This is a genomic window from Labrys sp. F242 (genome assembly GCF_057813875.1).
In genome coordinates, this window is sequence record NZ_JBVASG010000002.1 from 526,199 (window position 1) to 546,763 (window position 20,565).

Annotated in this window: 19 protein-coding genes; 5 read left to right on the forward strand and 14 right to left on the reverse strand. The window is 64.6% G+C overall.

All coding sequences use genetic code 11. From position 1 onward, the window contains the following. Positions 1–50: 50 nt before the first annotated feature. A complete protein-coding gene (locus ACZYTC_RS17965) occupies positions 51–1,367 on the reverse strand; it encodes a S41 family peptidase (protein WP_488990231.1) in 1,317 nt (438 codons plus the stop codon). A 135-nt stretch (positions 1,368–1,502) separates the two neighbouring features. On the opposite strand from ACZYTC_RS17965, the gene ACZYTC_RS17970 reads away from it, so the two are divergent. Both ACZYTC_RS17970 and yddG read left to right on the forward strand, forming a co-directional pair. Further along, positions 1,503–1,937, forward strand: coding sequence for a group III truncated hemoglobin (locus tag ACZYTC_RS17970; protein ID WP_434959133.1), 435 nt, complete (start codon positions 1,503–1,505; stop codon positions 1,935–1,937). Between the two features lie 155 nt (positions 1,938–2,092). After that, positions 2,093–2,980, forward strand: a complete 888-nt coding sequence (gene yddG, locus ACZYTC_RS17975; RefSeq protein ID WP_441774340.1) for an aromatic amino acid exporter YddG — start codon at positions 2,093–2,095, stop codon at positions 2,978–2,980. 72 nt (positions 2,981–3,052) lie between these two features. On the opposite strand, the gene ACZYTC_RS17980 is transcribed toward yddG, so the two are convergent. From ACZYTC_RS17980 to ACZYTC_RS18010, 7 genes are all read right to left on the reverse strand, one after another. Continuing rightward, positions 3,053–3,448: an acyl-CoA thioesterase gene (locus tag ACZYTC_RS17980; RefSeq protein ID WP_434959131.1), complete on the reverse strand. Its 396-nt coding sequence runs from the start codon at positions 3,446–3,448 to the stop codon at positions 3,053–3,055. Between the two features lie 192 nt (positions 3,449–3,640). Beyond that, positions 3,641–4,138, reverse strand: a complete 498-nt coding sequence (locus tag ACZYTC_RS17985) for an RNA pyrophosphohydrolase (protein WP_434959130.1) — start codon at positions 4,136–4,138, stop codon at positions 3,641–3,643. Continuing rightward, positions 4,138–4,641 carry an RNA pyrophosphohydrolase gene (locus tag ACZYTC_RS17990; protein ID WP_434959129.1) on the reverse strand — a complete coding sequence of 168 codons (504 nt, stop codon included), beginning with the start codon at positions 4,639–4,641 and terminating at the stop codon, positions 4,138–4,140. The genes ACZYTC_RS17985 and ACZYTC_RS17990 overlap by 1 nt, the downstream gene beginning before the upstream one ends. Positions 4,642–4,665: 24 nt before the next feature. Then, the gene (locus ACZYTC_RS17995) at positions 4,666–5,259 is read right to left on the reverse strand and encodes a DsbE family thiol:disulfide interchange protein (protein ID WP_434959128.1); all 594 of its coding nucleotides are present in this window, start codon (positions 5,257–5,259) and stop codon (positions 4,666–4,668) included. Continuing rightward, positions 5,256–5,459, reverse strand: a complete 204-nt coding sequence (gene ccmD / locus ACZYTC_RS18000; protein WP_488990232.1) for a heme exporter protein CcmD — start codon at positions 5,457–5,459, stop codon at positions 5,256–5,258. The genes ACZYTC_RS17995 and ccmD overlap by 4 nt, the downstream gene beginning before the upstream one ends. Before the next feature lies 1 nt (position 5,460). Continuing rightward, positions 5,461–6,219, reverse strand: coding sequence for a heme ABC transporter permease (locus ACZYTC_RS18005; protein ID WP_434959126.1), 759 nt, complete (start codon positions 6,217–6,219; stop codon positions 5,461–5,463). A 222-nt stretch (positions 6,220–6,441) separates the two neighbouring features. Further along, positions 6,442–7,215, reverse strand: coding sequence for an SDR family oxidoreductase (locus tag ACZYTC_RS18010; protein WP_488990233.1), 774 nt, complete (start codon positions 7,213–7,215; stop codon positions 6,442–6,444). A 124-nt stretch (positions 7,216–7,339) separates the two neighbouring features. Between ACZYTC_RS18010 and ACZYTC_RS18015 the strand changes: the two genes are divergently transcribed. Then, positions 7,340–8,245 carry a LysR family transcriptional regulator gene (locus ACZYTC_RS18015; RefSeq protein WP_454811858.1) on the forward strand — a complete coding sequence of 302 codons (906 nt, stop codon included), beginning with the start codon at positions 7,340–7,342 and terminating at the stop codon, positions 8,243–8,245. A gap of 6 nt (positions 8,246–8,251) precedes the next feature. Here ACZYTC_RS18015 and ccmB read toward each other — a convergent pair whose 3' ends face one another. Genes ccmB through ACZYTC_RS18030 form a run of 3 tightly spaced genes read right to left on the reverse strand, consistent with a single transcriptional unit; the run spans position 8,252 to position 10,502 of the window. Next, on the reverse strand, positions 8,252–8,920 hold the full coding sequence (gene ccmB / locus ACZYTC_RS18020) for a heme exporter protein CcmB (protein WP_434959123.1): 669 nt from the start codon (positions 8,918–8,920) through the stop codon (positions 8,252–8,254). Then, complete coding sequence (ccmA, locus tag ACZYTC_RS18025; RefSeq protein ID WP_488990355.1) at positions 8,917–9,519, reverse strand: heme ABC exporter ATP-binding protein CcmA; 603 nt, start codon at positions 9,517–9,519, stop codon at positions 8,917–8,919. The genes ccmB and ccmA overlap by 4 nt, the downstream gene beginning before the upstream one ends. A 14-nt stretch (positions 9,520–9,533) precedes the next feature. Continuing rightward, positions 9,534–10,502: a KpsF/GutQ family sugar-phosphate isomerase gene (locus ACZYTC_RS18030; RefSeq protein WP_488990356.1), complete on the reverse strand. Its 969-nt coding sequence runs from the start codon at positions 10,500–10,502 to the stop codon at positions 9,534–9,536. A 97-nt stretch (positions 10,503–10,599) separates the two neighbouring features. Here ACZYTC_RS18030 and ACZYTC_RS18035 point away from each other — a divergent pair, with 97 nt between their 5' ends. Both ACZYTC_RS18035 and ACZYTC_RS18040 read left to right on the forward strand, forming a co-directional pair. Then, positions 10,600–11,850: a lytic murein transglycosylase gene (locus tag ACZYTC_RS18035; RefSeq protein ID WP_434959122.1), complete on the forward strand. Its 1,251-nt coding sequence runs from the start codon at positions 10,600–10,602 to the stop codon at positions 11,848–11,850. A gap of 56 nt (positions 11,851–11,906) precedes the next feature. Continuing rightward, positions 11,907–13,049 (forward strand): SGNH/GDSL hydrolase family protein, encoded by a 1,143-nt coding sequence (locus tag ACZYTC_RS18040; RefSeq protein ID WP_434959121.1) that lies wholly within the window; start codon positions 11,907–11,909, stop codon positions 13,047–13,049. A 55-nt stretch (positions 13,050–13,104) separates the two neighbouring features. Here ACZYTC_RS18040 and ACZYTC_RS18045 read toward each other — a convergent pair whose 3' ends face one another. The 3 genes from ACZYTC_RS18045 to gltB form a co-directional block, all read right to left on the reverse strand. Continuing rightward, positions 13,105–13,737, reverse strand: coding sequence for a LysE family translocator (locus ACZYTC_RS18045; protein ID WP_434959120.1), 633 nt, complete (start codon positions 13,735–13,737; stop codon positions 13,105–13,107). A 348-nt stretch (positions 13,738–14,085) separates the two neighbouring features. After that, positions 14,086–15,510: a glutamate synthase subunit beta gene (locus tag ACZYTC_RS18050; protein ID WP_441774196.1), complete on the reverse strand. Its 1,425-nt coding sequence runs from the start codon at positions 15,508–15,510 to the stop codon at positions 14,086–14,088. 98 nt (positions 15,511–15,608) lie between these two features. After that, positions 15,609–20,381 (reverse strand): glutamate synthase large subunit, encoded by a 4,773-nt coding sequence (gene gltB, locus ACZYTC_RS18055; RefSeq protein ID WP_441774197.1) that lies wholly within the window; start codon positions 20,379–20,381, stop codon positions 15,609–15,611. Positions 20,382–20,565: the final 184 nt, after the last annotated feature.

Consider the following 20,565-nt stretch of genomic DNA (forward strand, 5'->3'; position numbering starts at 1 on the left):
CGGCTCGAAAGCCATCAGCTGTTTCGACCGGGCAGCCGAATCGTCGCCGCTCAGTTCCCGGGAGGCCGCCATAATTCGCTGCCCCCGCGCTCGGTACTCCGCAGCATGTCGAGGGCAACGCCCAGTTGGACGTCGGCGGCGGGGTTCGACGGCACATAGAAGGACGAGCCGCTCTCATCCTTCGCACCGGTGCCCTTGAGGTGGCCTGTCAGGCCAGCTTCGCCCGGCGTGGCATGGCCGAGGCCGGCACCGGTCGGGTCCGGCTGCTGCACAGCGATGTCGGGCTCGATGCCCTGCGCCTGGATCGAGCGGCCGAGGGGCGTGTAATAGCGCGCCGTGGTCAGCACCAGGGCGCTGTCGTCGGGCAGGCGCGTCACCGTCTGGATCGAGCCCTTGCCAAAGGAGCGCGTGCCCACAATGGTGGCGCGCTTGAAATCCTGCAAGGCCCCGGCGACGATCTCGGCTGCCGAGGCGGTGCCGCCATTGATCAGCACCACCAGCGGCACGCCGCCGGTGATGTCCTCGCCATGAGCAACATAGACCTTGGACTGGTCGGGCTCGCGCCCACGGATCGACAGCAGCACTCCTTTGCCGATGAAGGCTGCCGACACCATGATCGCCTGATCGAGCAAACCGCCGGGATTGTTGCGCAAATCGAGAACGATGCCCTTCAAGGCGCCAGGCCGGAAGGCGGTCGACAGGCGCTCGGCGATCCGCTTGAGGCTATCGGGCGTCTGTTCGTTGAATTCCCCGATGCGGATATAGCCGACATCCTCGCCCATCACCTCGAAGCGTACGCTCTCGGCCCGGATGATCTCGCGCATGAGCGTATAGGACAGTGGCCTGGCATTGCCGCGCCGCCGAACGGTCAGGGTGGCGGAACTGCCTACCGGCCCGTTCATGCGCTGCAGCATCAGGGCCAGACCCAGCCCGCGCACGGCAGCGCCATCCAGTGTGAGGATGATGTCCCCTACTTGCAGGCCTGCCGCGGCGGCCGGTGTGGCCGGCAGGACATGCTCCACTTTGACCAGTCCGCCCTGTATTTCGACTTCAAGGCCGAGCCCAACCTGCTTGCCGGCAAGCTCCTGCTGCATGTCGGACATGGCTTTGGGATCGACATAGCGCGAATGAGGGTCGAGCTTCGACATCATGCCGCCGATCGCGCCCTGGATCAGCACATCCGGCGCGGGCTTGTCGACATAGGTGGCAAGCACTCGCTGATAGATCGCAATGAAACGACCGAGCTCGTAAAGTTGCTCGCGACTATCATTGTCCGGGTTTTCAGGGTCGGGCTGCTGTTGAGCCCCGGCCGGATTTGCAATCAAACCAAGAAGAAGAACAATTATCGCAAGTGGACGCATGCGCATAGCGGCCTCCACTCTTCCAATGATTTCCAGTTAGATGGTGATGCGCCATCCGAATGTCAGTACCGGCGCCTAAAAATAGCTGCTGCGACACCAGTGCATTGGTCCTCGTACGAATTTTCCGGCATAGAGACGGCCATGGCAGCCAGTATCAATATGAGCGAGCCTGATGGCATCGCGGTCAGCGAGGCGATGATCGAGCGCCTGGTCCACACTTTCTATGGCAGGGTGCGGCAGGACGAGTTGATCGGGCCGATCTTCAACGCGAAAGTCGCCGATTGGGACGACCATCTCGCCAAGCTCTGTGCCTTCTGGTCATCCGTCATCTTGCGCAGCGGGCGCTATGACGGCCGCCCGCTCCGTCCCCATCTGATGCTGCCGCTGGAAGGTCGCCATTTCGATCGCTGGCTCGATCTGTTCGAGCGCACCGCTCTCGAAGTGCTGCCTCGCAATGCCGCCCTGCTCTTCATCGACCGCGCCCGCCGCATCGCCGACAGCTTCGAGATGTCGATCGGCACCCAGCGCGGCGAGATCCGGCCGCCGCGGCACCAGGCGAGAAAGCTGCCGGCGTAACGCCTGCGGTTTTTCTTTACCGCTCCCCTCCACTACGGCGATCCTTGGAAAAGCGGCACGATTGGGAATGGCAGGGCCAGTGGCCTGGGCCAAAAATCCCCGATAGCGCAGATATCGATTTTGCGGCATAGCAGGCGCAACCGAAAGAACCGTCCATGCCTGCCAAATTGCTCGCTACCCTGATCGGCCTGATCGCCATCCTGCTCTGGTCCGTGCTGGCGCTGACCACGGCGCTCACCTACCGCATCCCGTCCTTCCAACTGCTGGGGCTGACCTTTGCGGTGGCGACGCTGATGGGCGCAGCCTCCTGGCCGTTCCGGCCTGGCGCTACCGCGGCTCTACGCCAGCCCTGGCCGGTCTGGGCGCTCGGCGTCGGCGGCCTGTTCGGTTATCACGCCGTCTATTTCGAGGCCCTCAAGCGGGCCCCGCCGGCCGAAGCCAGCCTGATCGCCTATCTCTGGCCGCTCCTGATCGTGCTGTTCTCCGCCATGCTGCCGGGCGAGCGCCTGCGCTGGTATCACGTCGCCGGCGCCATGCTCGGCTTTGTCGGGGTACTGGCGCTCGCCCTCGCCAAAGGAGTGTCGGGCTTCGAGATGGCCAATGCACCCGGCTATGCGCTGGCGCTAGCCTGCGCCTTCATCTGGTCGGGCTATTCGGTTTTGTCGCGCCGCTTCAAGGCGGTGCCAACGGATGCGGTGGTGGGCTTTTGCGGGGTGACCTGCGTGCTGGCCCTGATCTGCCACGGCCTGTTCGAAACCACGGTGTGGCCCGATGCCAAGGAGTGGCTTGCCATCGTCGGCCTCGGCCTCGGACCGGTGGGTCTGGCCTTCTATGCCTGGGATCGCGGGGTCAAGCATGGCGACATCCGCCTGCTCGGCGTCGCCTCCTACGCCACGCCTGTACTGTCGACGCTGATCCTGGTCGCCGTTGGCATCGCTTCACCGAGCCTGGCCCTGGCGCTCGCCGTGCTGCTCATCGTCGGCGGGGCGCTCATCGCCTCGCGCGACCAGCTCTTTCCTGGAGCAAAGCGCGTTCAAGCGTGAACGCTTGTTTGCCCTAGCTTTTTGCTTCTACGCGCCTTTGCGATTCTTGCCTCATCGGAGGCCTGACGTTCTTCAGCTCGCCGGCCTGCCGAGAAAACGCTCGATGATGGCGCTTGAAAGCCGTTTCGGGCGTTTGGTGGCCACATCCAGGCAGCACCAGCTCGACTTCACCTCGGCCAGCACTTCCTCGCCGCGCTTGATGATGATGCCGTAAAAGGCCCTGGCGCCGTGCACCTTTTCGAGAATGACGGTAGCGATCACATCGTCATCGAGGAAGGCCGGCTTGCGATAGGTGATCTCGTGACGGAGCGCCACCCAGGCATGCTTCTTCAACGCCTCGGCGGGCGCCAGGCGTTCCCAGTGACTGATGATCGCCGCCTGCACCCATTTCAGATAGCTGGCATTGTTGACATGGCCCATGAAGTCGATATCCGAGCGATCGATACCGACGGTATAATCATAGGGCATGACATTTCGAAACATTGCTTCTGCGCCTCCGCGCCAAAAACAGCATATGGGGACGCCACCTCCGAAATGCAGCCCCCAATACCGTGTCAATGCCATTGAAGCAGCATAGCTTGGCACAAGCATGGCACGGCGCCAATCCGTCCAATGGATCTACGCTGAACAGGGTGGTCCGGCGAAAGTCCCGCCCGCGCGTCAGGCGCCGAGGCGGGCGAAGGCCTGCGCCATGCGCAGATAGACCGGGCGCTTGTGCGGGGTCACCAGTTCGGGCAGCCGCGCCAGCCTCTCCCAGCGCCAGCCGAAAAATTCCTGCGGCTCGCCGGTCGGCAGGTTGACGACGTCGATCTCGCTGTCCGTACCCTCGAAGCGGAGGGCGGCCCAGCGCTGCTTCTGGCCGCGAAAGGGTGACAGTTTGTGCGGTGGCCCGTCATAGGGTGGGAAGTCGTAGGGCCACCATTCCTCCGTCACCGCCAGCACCGAGGCGGTGCGGACATTGGTCTCTTCCCAGAGCTCGCGCTTGGCCGCCGCGACGATATCTTCGCCCTCGTCGATGCCGCCCTGCGGGCATTGCCATTCGAAGCCCGGCACGATCAGTTCCGGCCCGGACGTCTCGGCCCGGCCGACCAGCACCAGCCCCTCGGCATTGAGCAGGGCGATGCCGACATTGGGGCGATAGGGTCTGGTTTCATCCATCACGCCACCAGATGGCGGAAAGCCGCCACCACCTCATCGTACACGCCGCGCTTGAACGGCACGATCAGGCCGGGCAAGGCAGCAAGATCCTCCCAGCGCCAATCTTCGAACTCGGCCTTGTGCTGGCCGCCGGCCGGCCTGAGCACGTCGATCTCGCTGTCGGGGCCGGTGAAGCGGAAGGCGAACCATTTCTGGGTCTGACCACGATAACGGCCCGTCCAGCCCCCGCCGACCGCTTCGACAGGCAGATCATAGGAGTACCAATCGGGCGCTTCGGCCAGAAAGGCGATCGAACGCACATTGGTCTCTTCATGGAGTTCGCGGATCGCCGCCTCACGGGGATCCTCGCCCTCGTCGATACCGCCCTGCGGCATCTGCCATTCGAAGCTGCCCGGCGCGCTGCCGGTACGCGGCTTGCGGCGGCCGACGAAGACCTTGCCTTGCGCATTGAAGAGCGCCGCGCCGGCACAGCGGCGGTAGGGAAGCTTGGAACGATCGGTCATTGTGGCCTTGGAACGTATCGGCGGTTATGGTTTGGAGGCGGCCTCGATCGCGGGCAGCAGCCTGGACTTCAGGCTGTCCTCGCTCAGCGGGCCGACAATCTTGTCGACGATCTCGCCCTTGGCATTGACCACGAAGGTCTCCGGCACGCCATAGACGCCCCAATCGATGGCGGAACGGCCGTTGACGTCGACGCCCACGGCCGCATAGGGATTGCCGAAGGTACCGAGATAGCGGCGCGCATTGTCGGGATCGTCCTTGTAATTGATTGCGACCAGACGCGCCTTGTCGAGGCCCGCAAGCTTCATCAGCACCGGATGTTCGTCCCGGCAAGGGCCGCACCAGGATGCGAAGATGTTGACCACGCTCACGCCGCCCGATTTCAGATCGCCGGTGGCAAGCCCCGGAAGCGTCTTGCCGTCCCGCGCGAGTTCGGCGAGCGGCGGCAAACTCATCTCAGGCACGGGTTTGCCGATCAGAGTGGAGGGCAAGGCCGAGGGATCGCCGCCCGAGCGGAGCTGGTAGAAGAACAGGCCGGCAAGCGCCGCGAACACGATCAAGGGCAGGAACACCAGCGCGCGGCGGCGCGGTGCCGGCGGCAGGGCGTGGCTTTCGGTCATGGCGTCTGCCCGCTTTGATTGGCGTCCCGACGCGAACGGCGGCGCAGGCCCTGGGATTCCAGCTCGGCCAGGGTCTTGTGCTGTGCCTTGTGATCGAGCATCACCCAGGCGATCAGCGCCATGATCACGATCGCCGCCAGGCCATAGGCCCAGGCGATGAAAGCCCAGTGCGGACCAAGGTCCATGCCGAACACCACCATGTCAGACCTCCACCGGAACGGAGGCGGTCATGGCCGGGGTGACGCCGGCCGCCGCCATCAGGCGCATGGTGCGGATACGCCGGCGCAGGATTTCGTTGCGCATCGCCATCAGATGCAGCGTGGCGAAGAGCAGGGTGAAGGCGATCGCCATGTCGAGCAGCGGCCACAGCATCATCCACGAATAGATGGTGGAACCGCCGATGCGGAACACCGACGCACCCTGGTGCAGGGTGTTCCACCAGTCCACCGAGAATTTGATGATCGGAATGTTGACGGCGCCGACCAGTACCAGCACGGCCGAGATCCGCGCCGCCCTGCTGGGATCCTCGATGGAGTGCCACAGCGCCATCAGCGCCAGATACATCAGGAACAGCACGAGTACCGAGGTCAGGCGCGCATCCCAGACCCACCAGGTGCCCCACATCGGCTGCCCCCAGAGCGAACCGGTGATCAGGCACAGCAGGGTGAAGGCAGCGCCGATCGGCATGGCGGCCTTCATCGCCACCTCGGCAAGGGGATGACGCCAGACCAGCACACCGAGTGCCGAAAGCGACATCGCGCCCCAGCCGGCCATGGCGAGCCAGGCACAGGGCACGTGAATATACATGATCTTCACCGTGGCGCCCTGCTGGTAGTCGTCGGGCGCAACGGCCGCCCCGTAGAGACCGGCGGCGAACAACAGCACCGTCGCTCCTGCCAGCCAGGGCAGGAGACGACCGGCAAGGCCCATGAACAGGGTGGGATTGGCGTATTTCCACATGCGATTGTTTTACCTGCACGCGCACAGGGAGACAATCTCGCAGGGAACACAAAAATGGGAGACCAGGCGGAAGGACTTCCCCAATCCATGAGGAAGTCCCTCCGAGTGCACGGGCATCTTGCCCGTCTTTTTGGAAGCACCGCGTCTGCTCACCGGGGAAGAACGGGCATAGCAACAAGCAAGCATATCGCCGGGATACCAGTGCACCCGGAAAACTCGCGCTTACTTGGTGGTGTAGCCGCCATTGACGAGGATGGTCTGGCCGGTCATCCACCAGCCGTCGGAGACGAGGAAGCGGATATAGGGCACGATGTCCTCGATGTCGGTGAGGCCGGTCTTGGAGAATTTCGACAGGGCGCCGGCGCTCTTGTGGTAGGCGACGGCATCGGCGCCCTCGGCCGGATAGAAGAAGGGCGTGTCCATCGGGCCGGGACCGATGGCGGTCACCGAAATGCCGCGTTCGCCGAACTCCTTGGAAGCGGCCCTCGTGAAATGCTCCACCGGGGCCTTGGTGCCGGCATAGGCGGCATAGAACGGCGTGAAGGCGCCGAGCAGCGAGGTGACGAGCGTGCAGATCTTGCCGTTGTCGTTGAGGTGCTTGCCGGCCTCCTTGAGGAAGAAGAAGGCGGTTTTCGAGTTGACCGCGGTCATCTCGTCATATTCGGCCTCGGTGATCTCGACGAAAGGCTTCTTGAGCACCTTGCCGACGGTGTTGACGGCAATGTCGGGACGGCCGACGGCCGCGATGGTGTCGGCAAACAGCTTCTCGACCGCGCCGGCCGAGGTGAGGTCGCCCTGGAAGGCGACGCCCTTGGCACCGGCCGCGTTGATGGCAGCAACGGTTTCATCGGCCGCCGCCTTGGTGGCAGCGCTGTTGTAGTGAACAGCCACCGCCTTGGCGCCCTGCGCCGCCAGATCGCGCGCCAGAAGCCCGCCCAGATTCTTGGCGCCTCCGGCAATCAACGCCACTTTTCCCTTGATGCTGTGATCGGCCATGCTGGATCTTCCTGTTTGTGAAGGGGAGGCTAAAGGAAGGTCAGCTTATCGTCTTGAATTTCGATATAAAGCTACCCATTCGAACATGACATGTTAAGATCTCGTACCAATCTGGTATCAGGCCGTGGACCGCATCGACCTCTTCCGTATCTTCGTTCGCGTCGTCGACAGTTCGAGTTTCACGCGCGCCGCCAACACGCTGGGGCTGCCGCGCCCCTCGGTCTCGGCAGCCATCAAGGATCTGGAAGCCCGCATGGGCGCGCGCCTGCTGCATCGGACCACCCGCAAGGTCGCCCCCACGCAGGATGGACTGGCCCTCTATGAGCGTTGCCTGCGCCTGCTCTCCGATTTCGAAGAGACCGAAGGTCTGTTCCGGCAGGCTGCAGTCGGCCCGGCGGGGCGCCTACGTGTCGACCTGCCCGGGCGCATCGGCCGGTTGATCGTGGCGCCGGCCTTGGCCGAGTTCCTCGATCTCTATCCCGAGATCGACGTCGATCTCGGCGTGACCGACCGCACCGTCGACCTGGTCGAGGACAGCCTCGACTGTGTGCTGCGGGTCGGCCCTCTCAGCGATTCAGGGCTGATCGCCCGCACCATCGGCGAATTGCCCCTCGTCAATGTTGCCAGCCCTGCCTATCTCGCGCGTCATGGCGTGCCCCGCAGCCCCGAAGATCTCGACGAGCACCTGGCCGTCAACTATGCCTCGCCCACCACGGGTCGGGTCGAGCCCTGGGAATGGTTGGCTCAAGGCGCGGTCCAGACGCGTTCGGTGCGCAGCCGCGTCGTCGTCAATGGCGCGGAAGCCTATATCGCCTGCTGCCTGGCGGGTTTCGGCCTGATCCAGATACCGGCCTATGACGTGAAGCGCCATATGGCGGCAGGTGAGCTCGTCGAGGTCATGCCCGATTACCGCGCTGCCTCCATGCCGATGACGCTGCTCTTTCCGCATCGCCGGCATTTCTCGCGCCGCGTGCAGTTGTTCGCGGACTGGCTCGAGGCCCTGCTCCGGCGCGAAGTGCTGATGCCGTAGAGCCCGTTATTCCAGCCCGAAACGCAGGGCCCAGGCCGCCGCCACCGTGCCGAGCACGATGGAAAACAGCGTCATGGCCGACAGCAGCAGGAAGGGCGGCAGGAAGGGCATCGGGCCGGTGATCGCGGCGGTGGCGGCGGCCACCCCGAAGATCAGCACGGGGATGGTGAGCGGCAGGATCAGGATAGAGATCAGCATGCCGCCACGCCTGAGCGCCACGGTCAACGCCGCGCCGATGGCACCGAGAAAGGTGAGGGCCGGCGTGCCCACCAGCAAGGTCAGCGTCACGGCCGCAAGGCCCTTGCCAGGCAGATTGACGAACAGGCCGAGCAGCGGCGTCGCGATGACCAGGGGCAGGCCGGTGGTTACCCAATGCGCCAGCGCCTTTACCGCTACGGCCAGTTCCAAGGGGGGCCCGCCGAGATGGATGAGGTCGAGCGACCCGTCGTCGAGATCGGCCTGGAACAGGCGATCGAGGCCGAGCAGCGTTGCCAGCAGGGCCCCGAGCCAGAGCACAGCCGGCCCGATGCGCGTGAGCAGATTGAGGTCGGGACCGACACCGAAGGGAATGACCGTCACCACCGCAAGGAAGAAGATGACGCCGACCGGCGCGCCGCCGCCGGCCCTGACAGCCAGCCGCAATTCCCGCACGAACAGAGCCCCGAGCGCACTCATGCCGTACCGATCGCCAGCGTCCGGCTCGGAGCGAGACCGAGATCGCCATGGGTAGCGGCCAGGATCAGCCCGCCGCCCTGGAGATGCTCGCCCATCACCTCGGCAAGACGGGCCTGGGTGGTGCTATCGAGCGCCGATGTCGGCTCGTCCAAAAGCCAGACCGGCCGCCGTGACACCAGGAGCCGGCACAGAGAGAGCCGGCGCTTCTGGCCGGCCGAGAGATAGGCTGCGGGCAGGTCGATGAGATGCTCGATGGCTAGGATATCGAGGGCATCCTCGATCGAGCGATCGGCATCGCCGTAATAAGCGCGCCAGAAGCCCAAATTCTCGCGCACGCTCAGGGAGGGCTTCAGGGCATCGGCATGGCCACAATAATGCATGTGCTCGGCAGGCGTCTTCTCGGCATCGCCGCCATCCAGGCGTATCCGCCCGTCCCGGCGCGGCACCAGGCCGGCGATCACCCTGAGCAGGCTGGATTTGCCGGCCCCGTTGCGGCCCGTTACCGCAACGAGGTCGCCGGCACCGGCGGAAAAGCCGACCCCTTCGAACACGAGCCGCCCGCCCCGCTCGCAGGCGAGGTTTTCGATCGTCAGGCGCAGGGGCGAGGCATTGCTCACACGACGCCGATGTTCAGGAGGTCGAGCATATGGACGACACCCACGGGCCGTCCGCCTTCCACGGCGAACAGCACGGCGATGCGCCTGGAGTCCATCACCTCCATGGCTTCGCTGACCAGGGCATCGGGGCGGATGATCTTGGGTGTACGTGTCATGATGTCGTCGACCCGCCGAGTCATCAAATCGTCGCTCATATGGCGCCGGAGGTCGCCATCCGTGGCGATACCGATCAGCGCGCCGGACGCATCGACGACGCCGACGCTGCCGACTCCCTTCTTCGACATCACCAGGATGGCCTCCGACATCAGCGTGCCCTCGGCGACCAGCGGCACCGCGTCGCCGGTACGCATGACGTCGCGCACGAATTTGAGCGAAGCGCCGAGCTTGCCACCGGGATGGAAGACACGGAAATCGGCGGCGGTGAAGCCGCGTGTTTCCAGCATGGCCATGGCCAGGGCGTCGCCGAGCGCCAAGATCATCAGGGAAGACGTCGTCGGCGCCTGGCCGTTCGGGCAGGCTTCCTTGGCCTGGGGCAGGACCAGCGGCAGGTCCGCCGCCTTGGCCAAGGTGGAACTCGCCACCGAGGTCACCGCGATCAAGGGCACGTTGAAGCGGGTGGCATAGTCGATGATGTCGCCGAGCTCGCGCGTCTCGCCTGACCAGGACAGGGCGATGACGGCATCATCAGCCGTGATCATGCCCAAATCGCCATGGCTGGCCTCGCTCGGATGCACGAAGAAAGCGGGCGTGCCTGTAGAGGCGAAGGTCGCGGCGATCTTCTTGCCGATATGGCCCGATTTGCCCATGCCGGTAATGATGACCCGGCCCTTGAGGCTGGCGACGAGATCGATGCAAGCGCCGAATATGGGGCCGAGATCGCCTTCGATTGCCTGCGCCAATGCTTCCAAGCCGACGCGTTCAGTTGCGATGGTGCGCAGGGCCGATTGCTGCGCCGCCTTCACCATGCCATCACCTTGCTTCAAACCTGCCTCGTCACGATTTGTTTCGCGGCGGTATTTATCACAGAATCAGTAAAGAGAATCAGGATTCGGGAACGCTTTCATGCCCTGCACGCCTTCTAACGTCATCGCGCGCACGATGCGGCTCGGATCCGTTCTGGGCCTCATGATTCTCGGCCTCGCGCTTCCCGGTCTGGCCTCACCCGCCCGCGCCGACGGCTATCTGACCTTCGTTACCGCCTTGTGGCCACGGGCCGAGAAGGCCGGCATTTCCCGCGAGACCTTCGATGCCGCCTTCGCCGGGCTCGGCGTCGATCCCAAGGTGATCTCGCTGGCCGGCACCCAGCCCGAATTCAACCAGACCATCCGCGCCTATGTCGATGCCCGCCTGAGCGCCGACCGCATCGCCCAGGGCAAGGCGATGGCGCAGCGCTGGAAATCATGGCTCGACAAGGCCGAGGAACGCTATGGCGTCGATCGCTACGTCATTCTCGCCATCTGGTCGTTGGAGAGCAATTACGGCGCCTCGCCCGGCAATTCCGACATCATCCGCTCGCTCACCACGCTGGCCTGCTGCACGGCCAAGCGCCCCGAACTCTTCCGCGACGAATTGATCGATGCCCTCAAGATCCTGCAGGAGCACGACATCACGCCGCGCGGCATGACCGGTTCCTGGGCAGGGGCGCTGGGCCAGGTGCAGTTCATGCCCTCCAGCTTTCTGAAATATGCCGTCGACATGGATGGCGACAACAAGCGCGACATCTGGAACGAAGAACCCGACGTCATCGGTTCGATCGCCAACTATCTCAAGCTGCACGACTGGGATGCCGGCAAGCGCTGGGGCCATGAGGTGAAGCTGCCGGCGAAATTCGATTTCACCGCCATCAATGCTCATGATGGCGGCCCGGTCGGGGCCTGGGCCAAGCTCGGCGTCGCCAGGGTCGACGGCAAGCCGTTGCTGGACACCGGCAAGGCTGAAACCGACAAGGCGTGGCTATTCCTGCCAGCCGGTGCCAAGGGACCGGCCTTCCTGATCTTCCAGAACTATTGGGCGATCAAGACCTACAACATCTCAGATTCCTACACGCTCTCTGTCGGGTTGCTCGCCGACCGTATCCGCGGCATCCCCTCGCTGCAGGGCCGCTGGCCGTCGCAGGAAACCACGCTCAACCGCGCACAGATCACGGCGATGCAGAAGAAGCTGAAGGCGCTCGGCTATCCCATCGAGACGATCGACGGCAAGATCGGCCCGGCAGCGCGGGCGGCTCTGCGCACCTGGCAGGCCAAGGCAGGGCTGGTGGCCGACGGCTATCCGACCCCGACAGTGCTGCAGAAACTGAGCGCGACGCCCTGATGCGTGATAATCTTTCCAGCTAGGGCGTGTCATTCCTGCGAAATCGGAGACCGGCCTTGAAGCAGCGCCTCCTCCTGATCGTCCTGTTCGTGCTCGCTTCCGTCATCCTGTCGCAGCGGCATGTCATGGCGCGCGACAGCGGGGGCGACACGCCGGGGCAGGCCCTGCGTCAATATCAGGAGATGCAGAACAAGGTGCGCCAGCAGAACGCCCGGCCGGCGCCCGTACGGCGCACCAAGGTCCGGGCTTCGCCCTTCGCCCTGCCCAAACCCGCCAAGGTGGCGCCGGCACCAGCTGTGCCGCCTTCCTCCTTCGTGCATGTCATCGGCGATTCGATGGCGGATCAGCTCGCCGCCGGATTGACGGACGTCCTGGACGATCGGCCCGACATCGCCATCATCCGCAATGTCAAAGCCGATAGCGGCCTGGTGCGCAACGACTTTTACGACTGGAACAAAGGCATCGCCGATCTGCTCGCCGCCAATGCCCAGATCGATGCCGTGGTGATCCTGATCGGCTCCAACGATCGCCAGACCATCCGGGATGACGGCACCCGCTTCGAACCGCAATCAGAGGAATGGGAAGCCGCTTATCGCAAGCGCATCGACGCCCTGATCGCGCCTCTGAAAGCCCGCGGCATCAAGATCTTCTGGGTCGGCTTGCCGCCGATGCGCAGCGACGTGCTCAGCGCTGCCATGGTGCGGTTTAACAGCCTCTATCGCAGCCAGGTAACGGCGGCGGGCGGCCTCTATGTCGACATCTGGGACGGTTTCGTCAATTCGGACGGATCCTATGCCGCCAGCGGCACCGGGCTCGACGGCCAGCCGGCCCGCCTGCGCAAGGCCGATGGCGTACACTTCTCCGATGAAGGCGCCAAGCTGGCGGCGCATTTCCTCGAAAGCGATCTGAGGCGCCTGCTTGGCGAGGCGCCGCCAGCACCGATGGTAGCAACCGCCCCAGTCGCTGAACCCACCCCCGATACGCCCGGGGACTCTCCGGCCGAAAAGCCCGAATACGGGCCCGTCCTGCCGCTCGACGCCTATGAAACCGCGCCCGGCGGCCAGTTGCTCGGTGGCGGGGCGCCCAAGCCAGGCGGTGCCGACCCCAGTGTCGCCAGAGTGCTCGGACAGGGCGAAAGCCTGCCTCCCCGTGAGGGCCGCGCCGACGATTTCCGCTGGCCGGCGCAGGCAGTGCCTTAAAGGGAATGCGGACATCCCGGCGGCATGCAGGCACGTCGCGATGTCCGCGCCCTACTCATCGCCGCGCGGTGTCGAGCGCCATGCGGGCGGCGAGGCCCATCAGCACCGTGCCCATCAGCCAGCGCTGCACCGTCGTCCACAGCGGCCGGTCCGCCAGGAAGGCGGAGATAGTGCCCGCCATCACCACGAAGCAGGCATTGAAGAAGGCACTGACCAGGATCTGGATCAGGCCGAGCTGCAGGGTCTGGCCGAGCACAGGGCCGGAATGATCCACGAATTGCGGCAGCAGCGAAAGATAGAGTGCGGCGACCTTGGGATTGAGCAGGCTGGTGAACAGGCCCATGCCATAGAGCCGCCGCACCGAATCAGGTTTGAGCGTGCGAATCTCGAAGGGTGAACGTCCGCCGGGCTTGAGCGCCTGCCAGGCCATCCAGGCGAGATAGGCAGCACCGGCGATACGCAGGGCATCATAGGCATAGGGCACCGCGAACAGCAGCGCGGTGATGCCGAAGGCCGCCAGCAGCATATAGATCACGAAGCCGGTGACGACACCGGTGAGCGAGATCAACCCCGCCAGACGGCCCTGGCAGATCGAGCGCGAGACCAGATAGGCCATGTTGGGGCCGGGTGTCAGCACCATGCCGACGGCAATGGCGGTGAAGGCGAGGACGGTCGTGAGGGAGAGCATGGGGGGCCTCGGTTTTCCCTTCCTACGTGCGTTACGCCCATCCGTACAAGCATCCACGCGAATTCATCATCACTTTGAATGGACACGTCAAAATCCGTGATGGCAGGAATGGTGCGGCGATCGTCTCAGCCCCGTCTCTCGATGGAACGAGACCGGCGTGAAAGGTGGCGCGTGAATATCGGTCTGAAGACCGGCACACCGAAAAAGGCGGGCCCGAAGGCCCAATGCAGTTCGCTGAAAGAGGAAACGCTACGATTCGTCATTGCCGGGTCAAGCCCGACAATGACGAAGATCGTGCAAACTCGAAGACGCTTAAGTGAACGGCATTGGGCCCGAAGACCCGGTCCCTCAGCGCGGCAGCGTCGTCGCGCCCATCAGCGCCTCGTCGATGGCACGGGCGGCCTGGCGGCCTTCGCGGATGGCCCAGACCACCAGCGACTGGCCGCGCCGCATGTCACCGGCGGCGTAGACCTTGTCCATCGAGGTGCGGTAGTCCCGATCGGTGGCGGCGATATTGCCCCGCTTGTCGAGCTCGACACCCGACTGGTCGATCATGCCGGCCTTGATCGGTCCGGTGAAGCCGAGGGCGATGAAAACCATATCGGCGCGCAACACGGTCTCCGTGCCCTCGATCGGCCGGCGCTTCTCGTCGGCACGGGCGATCTTGACGCCGATGACCCGGCCATTCTTGCCGACGATACCGAGCGTCACCGCCTGGAATTCGCGCTCGGCACCCTCGGCCTGCGAGGAGGAGGTGCGCATCTTGGTCGGCCAATAGGGCCAGATCGCCAGCTTGTCTTCCTTCTCGGGCGGACGGGGCCGGATGTCGAGCTGCGTCACCGAGATGGCGCCCTGTCGGAAGGAGGTGCCGACACAGTCCGACGCGGTGTCGCCGCCGCCGATCACCACGACATGCTTGCCGGTGGTCAGCAGCGGTTCTTCCTTGGAGATGTCCTCGCCACCGACGCGGCGGTTGCTCTGCACCAGATACGGCATGGCGAAATGGACGCCTTCGAGCTCGGCGCCCGGCAGGGTGGGATCGCGCGGGGTCTCGGCGCCACCCGCCATCAGCACGGCGTCGTGGCCGGCCTTGAGGTCGGCGAAGCTCATGGTCACACCGATATTGACGCCATAGTGAAAGGTGACGCCCTCGGCCTCCATCTGGCGCACGCGGCGCTCGATATGGTGCTTCTCCATCTTGAAGTCCGGGATGCCGTAGCGCAGCAGGCCGCCGGCGGCGGGCTCGCGCTCATAGACATGCACCTCGTGGCCGGCGCGGGCGAGCTGCTGTGCACCCGCCAGACCCGCCGGGCCGGAGCCGACGACGGCCACCTTCTTGCCGGTCTTCACCTTGGCGATCTCGGGCTGGATCCAGCCCATGGCCCAGGCCTTGTCGGCGATCGACTGCTCGATCGTCTTGATGGTTACAGGCACATCCTCGAGGTTGAGCGTGCAGGCTTCCTCGCAGGGCGCCGGACAGATGCGGCCGGTGAATTCCGGGAAGTTGTTGGTGGTGTGCAGGTTGCGCGCCGCCTCCTCCCAGTCGTCGTGATAGACGAGGTCGTTCCAGTCCGGGATCTGGTTGTTGACCGGACAGCCCGTCGGGCCATGGCAATAGGGCACGCCGCAATCCATGCAGCGCGCCGCCTGCTTGGCGACATCCTTGTCGTCGAGCGGAAGGGTGAATTCGCGGTAGTGGCGGATGCGGTCGGCGGCCGGAATATACTTCTGGTCCTGCCGATCGATCTCGAGAAATCCTGTTGCCTTGCCCATACTAAGTCCTCCGGTCGAACCGGATGCGCGCCGCGCTATCCGGGGCCGTTGTCAAAAGATCAATGTCGCGGACTTCGGTATCCGCGACGATGCCGAAATCACTCCGCCGCCATCATGGTGCGGGCTTTTTCCATCTCGCGCAGGGCGCGGCGATATTCGACCGGCATCACCTTGACGAAACGGGTGCGATAGGTCGCCCAATCGTCCAGCATGGCCTTGGCAAGCGTCGAGCCCGTATAATGCAGGTGGTTCTCGATCATCTTGCGCAGGCGCTCCTCGTCATAGCGCCCCATGTCGCCGGAGACGTCGATGCGGCCCTTGAACTCGAGGTCACCGCCATGATGGTGGAGGCGCTCCATCAAATCCTCTTCCTCTTCCACCGGTTCGAGATCGACCATGGAGAGGTTGCAGCGTTTGGCGAAGCTCTGGTCCTCGTCATAGACATAGGCGACACCGCCCGACATGCCGGCCGCGAAGTTGCGGCCCGTCTGGCCGAGCACGACCACCACGCCGCCGGTCATGTATTCGCAGCCATGGTCGCCGGTGCCCTCGACCACCGCTGCGGCGCCCGAATTGCGCACCGCGAAGCGCTCGCCCGCCACACCGCGGAAATAGCACTCGCCGGAAATAGCGCCGTAGAGTACGGTGTTGCCGATGATGATCGACTTCTCCGGCACGGCCTGGGTCTCGGGGCTCGGCTTGATGATGATGCGGCCGCCGGAAAGGCCCTTGCCGACATAGTCGTTGGCCTGGCCCACCAGCGTCAGGTCGATGCCCGCCGCCAGGAAGGAGCCGAAGCTCTGGCCGGCCGTGCCTGACAGATTCACCTTGATGGTCCCGTCGGGCAGGCCTTCATAGCCGTAGCGCAGGGCGACTTCGCCCGAGAGCATGGCACCGGCCGTGCGATCGACATTGGTGATCTTGCCCTCGATGGTGACCTCGCGGCCATAGTCGAGCGCCGGTGCCGCCTCGGCGATGAAACCGCGGTCGAGCACGGTATCGATCGGGTGCTTCTGCTTCTCCTCGTGGCGGATGCCGACATTGGCCGGCACGTCCACCTTGTGGAAGAGCTTGGTGAAATCGAGTCCCTTGGCCTTCCAGTGCTCGATGGCATCCTGCTTGTCGAGCAGGTCGGAGCGGCCGATCAGCTCGTCGAGCTTGCGGAAGCCGAGCTCGGCCATCAGCTCGCGCACTTCCTCGGCGACGAAGAAGAAGTAGTTGATGATGTGCTCGGGCGTGCCCTTGAAGCGCTTGCGCAGCACGGGGTCCTGCGTCGCCACGCCCACCGGGCAGGTATTGAGGTGGCACTTGCGCATCATGATGCAGCCGGCCGCGATCAGGGGCGCGGTGGAGAAGCCGAATTCGTCCGCCCCGAGCAGCGCGCCGATGACGACGTCGCGGCCGGTCTTGAGCCCGCCATCGACCTGCAGGCGCACGCGCGAACGCAGGCGGTTGAGCACCAGCGTCTGCTGGGTCTCGGCCAGGCCGGTTTCCCAGGGACTGCCGGCATGCTTGATCGAGGTCAGCGGCGAAGCGCCTGTGCCGCCTTCGAAGCCGGAGATGGTGATATGGTCGGCGCGCGCCTTGGCGACGCCGGCGGCGACGGTGCCGACACCGACTTCCGAAACCAGCTTGACCGAGACATCCGCCGCCGGGTTGACGTTCTTCAAATCGAAGATCAGCTGCGCCAGATCCTCGATCGAATAGATGTCGTGATGCGGCGGCGGCGATATCAGGCCGACGCCCGGGGTCGAGTGGCGCACCTTGGCGATGACGGCATCGACCTTGTGCCCGGGCAGCTGGCCGCCCTCGCCGGGCTTGGCACCCTGCGCGACCTTGATCTGCATCATGTCGGCGTTGACCAGATATTCGGCAGTGACGCCGAAGCGGCCCGAGGCGACCTGCTTGATGGCTGAGCGCTTGGAGCGCCCGTCCGGCAGGGTCTTGAAGCGCTCGGCTTCCTCGCCGCCCTCGCCGGTGTTGGACTTGCCGCCGATGGCGTTCATGGCGATGGCCAGCGATTCATGGGCCTCGCGCGAGATCGAGCCGAAGGACATCGCGCCGGTAGCGAACCGCTTTACCAATTCGCTCGCGGGCTCGACCTCGGCCAGGGGCACCGAGGCCATGCCGCGCTCACCAGCCGTCTTGATGCGGAACAGGCCACGGATGGTCTGGAGCTGGCCGTTCTGCAGGTTCACCGTATCGGCAAAGTCGCGATAGCGGTCCTGCGCATTGTTGCGCACGGCATGCTGCAGCGTGGCGACGCTGTCCGGTGTCCAGACATGGTCCTCGCCGCGGATACGGTAGGCGTATTCACCGCCGACATCGAGCGCGTTGCGAAAGATCGGCGCGTCCGAGAAGGCGTCCTTGTGGCGTGACACGGCCTCGGCAGCGACCTCGTTGAGGCCAACGCCCTCGATCATGGTGGCGGTGCCGAAGAAGAACTCGTCGACGAAGGCCGAAGAGAGGCCGATGGCGTCGAAGATCTGTGCGCCGCAATAGGACTGGTAGGTCGAGATGCCCATCTTGGACATCACCTTCAGCACGCCCTTGCCGATCGACTTGATGTAGCGCTTGACCACCTCATATTCGTCGACTTCCTCGGGGAATTCGAGCTGGGCATGAAGCGTGGCCAGCGTCTCGAAGGCGAGATAGGGGTTGATCGCCTCGGCGCCATAGCCGGCAAGGCAGCAGAAATGATGGATCTCGCGTGCCTCGCCGGTCTCCACCACCAGGCCTGCCGCCGTGCGCAGCCCCTTGCGGATGAGGTGATGATGCACCGCCGCCGTCGCCAGCAGCGCCGGGATCGGGATGCGGTCCGGACCTGTCTGGCGGTCGGACAGGATGATGATGTTGTAGCCGCCATGCACCGCCGCCTCGGCGCGCTCGCATAGCCGCTCGAGCGAACCGCGCATGCCGTCCGCGCCCTGGATGGCCGGATAGGTCATGTCGAGCGTCTTGGTGTCGAAACGCTCCTCGACATGGCCGATGCAGCGGATCTTCTCCAGGTCCTCATTGGTGAGGATGGGCTGGCGTACCTCCAGGCGCTTCTTGCGGGAAGTGCCCTCGAGGTCGAGGATGTTCGGGCGCGGTCCGATGAACGACACCAGGCTCATCACCAATTCCTCGCGGATCGGGTCGATCGGCGGGTTGGTGACCTGGGCGAAGTTCTGCTTGAAGTAGGTGTAGAGCAGCTTCGACTTGTCGGAGAGCGCCGAGATCGGCGTATCCGTGCCCATCGAGCCGACGGCCTCCTGGCCGGTGGTCGCCATCGGCGGCAGCAGCAGCTTGATGTCTTCCTGGGTGTAGCCGAAGACCTGCTGGCGATCGAGCAGCGACACGTCGGTGCGCGAAGCGCGCGCTTCCACCGGGCGCAGATCCTCCAGCACGATCTGGGTGCGCTTGAGCCAGTCGCGATAGGGATTGGCAGTGGCGAGCGAGGCCTTCATCTCGTCGTCGGAGACGATGCGGCCTTCCTCCAGGTCGATCAGCAGCATCTTGCCGGGCTGCAGGCGCCACTTCTCGACGATGTCGGCCTCGGGAATCGGCAGCACGCCGAATTCGGAGGCGAGCACGACAAGCCCATCCTTGGTGACGAGATAGCGGGCGGGCCTGAGGCCGTTGCGGTCGAGCGTAGCGCCAATCTGGCGGCCATCGGTGAAGACCACGGCGGCCGGCCCATCCCAGGGCTCCATCAGCGCGGCGTGGTATTCGTAGAAGGCGCGCCGGTCCTCGGACATCAGCGGATTGCCCGCCCAGGCCTCGGGGATCAGCATCATCATGGCGTGGGCGAGCGAATAGCCGCCCTGCACCAGGAATTCGAGCGCATTGTCGAAGCAAGCCGTGTCGGACTGGCCTTCATAGGAGATCGGCCAGAGCTTGGAGATGTCGTTGCCGAACAGCTCGGAATCGACCGAGGCCTGGCGCGCCGCCATCCAGTTCACATTGCCGCGCAGCGTGTTGATCTCGCCGTTGTGCGCGACCATGCGGTAGGGGTGGGCCAGCGTCCAGCTCGGGAAAGTATTGGTCGAGAAGCGCTGATGCACCAGGGCGATGGCGCTCTGGAAGCGCTCGTCGGTGAGGTCCTTGAAATAGTCGCCGAGCTGAGTGGCGAGCAGCATGCCCTTATAGGTGATGGTGCGGCTGGACACCGAGACCGGATAGAAGCCTGCCGTCACCGGCCGGCGCTCCACATCGTTATAGATGACGTTGGAGATCACCTTGCGGATGATGAACAGCCGGCGCTCGAACTCGTCCTGATCGGGCGTGGCGGCCGAACGGCCGATGAAGGCCTGCATGTGGATCGGCTCGGTCGGCAGCACGCTTTCGCCCAGGCCCGAATTGTCCACGGGCACGGCGCGCCAGCCGAGGAACACTTCGCCTTCCTCGGCCACGATCTTCTCTACCACGCGCATGGCATGCACGCGGCCTTCCTCGTTGCGCGGCAGGAAGAAGAAGCCGACGGCATAATCGCCCGGCGCCGGCAACTCGAAGCCCAGCGTGGCGCATTCGGCGGCGAAGAAGTCGTGCGGGATCTGCACGAGCATGCCGCAGCCGTCACCCGCCTTCGGATCGGCGCCGACGGCGCCGCGATGGTCGAGATTGTGCAGGATCTGCAGCGCCTGCGCGATGATCTTGTGGCTCTTGCGGTTCTTCATATCGGCGATGAAGCCGACGCCGCAGGCATCCTTCTCATTGGCGGGATTGTAGAGGCCCTGGGCTTCGGGCAGGCCAGGATCGCGCAGCACCAGGCTGCGCGTATCCAGGTCAGGCGTTCGGCGGTCTTTCGTCACGGTGGCATTCGTTTTCGTCGCAGCGTCGATCGCCGCCGCCGAAACCGTCTGCTGTCCGTGTTGGAAGATCGCGCTCATCGCCTGTTTCCTCTTCGCCTCAGTCACCTGTTGGATATCAAGTCCCGGTCGGTTCTACCGCATCCGTTCCTTCGACACCTGTCAACGCTCACCACCGGACGCAGTCCGATGAACCGCAGGAGGGAGCCAGATGCATTGATCTCGCCCTGCCCCACTTCCCAGCTTCACACACTCGCCCGCTCAT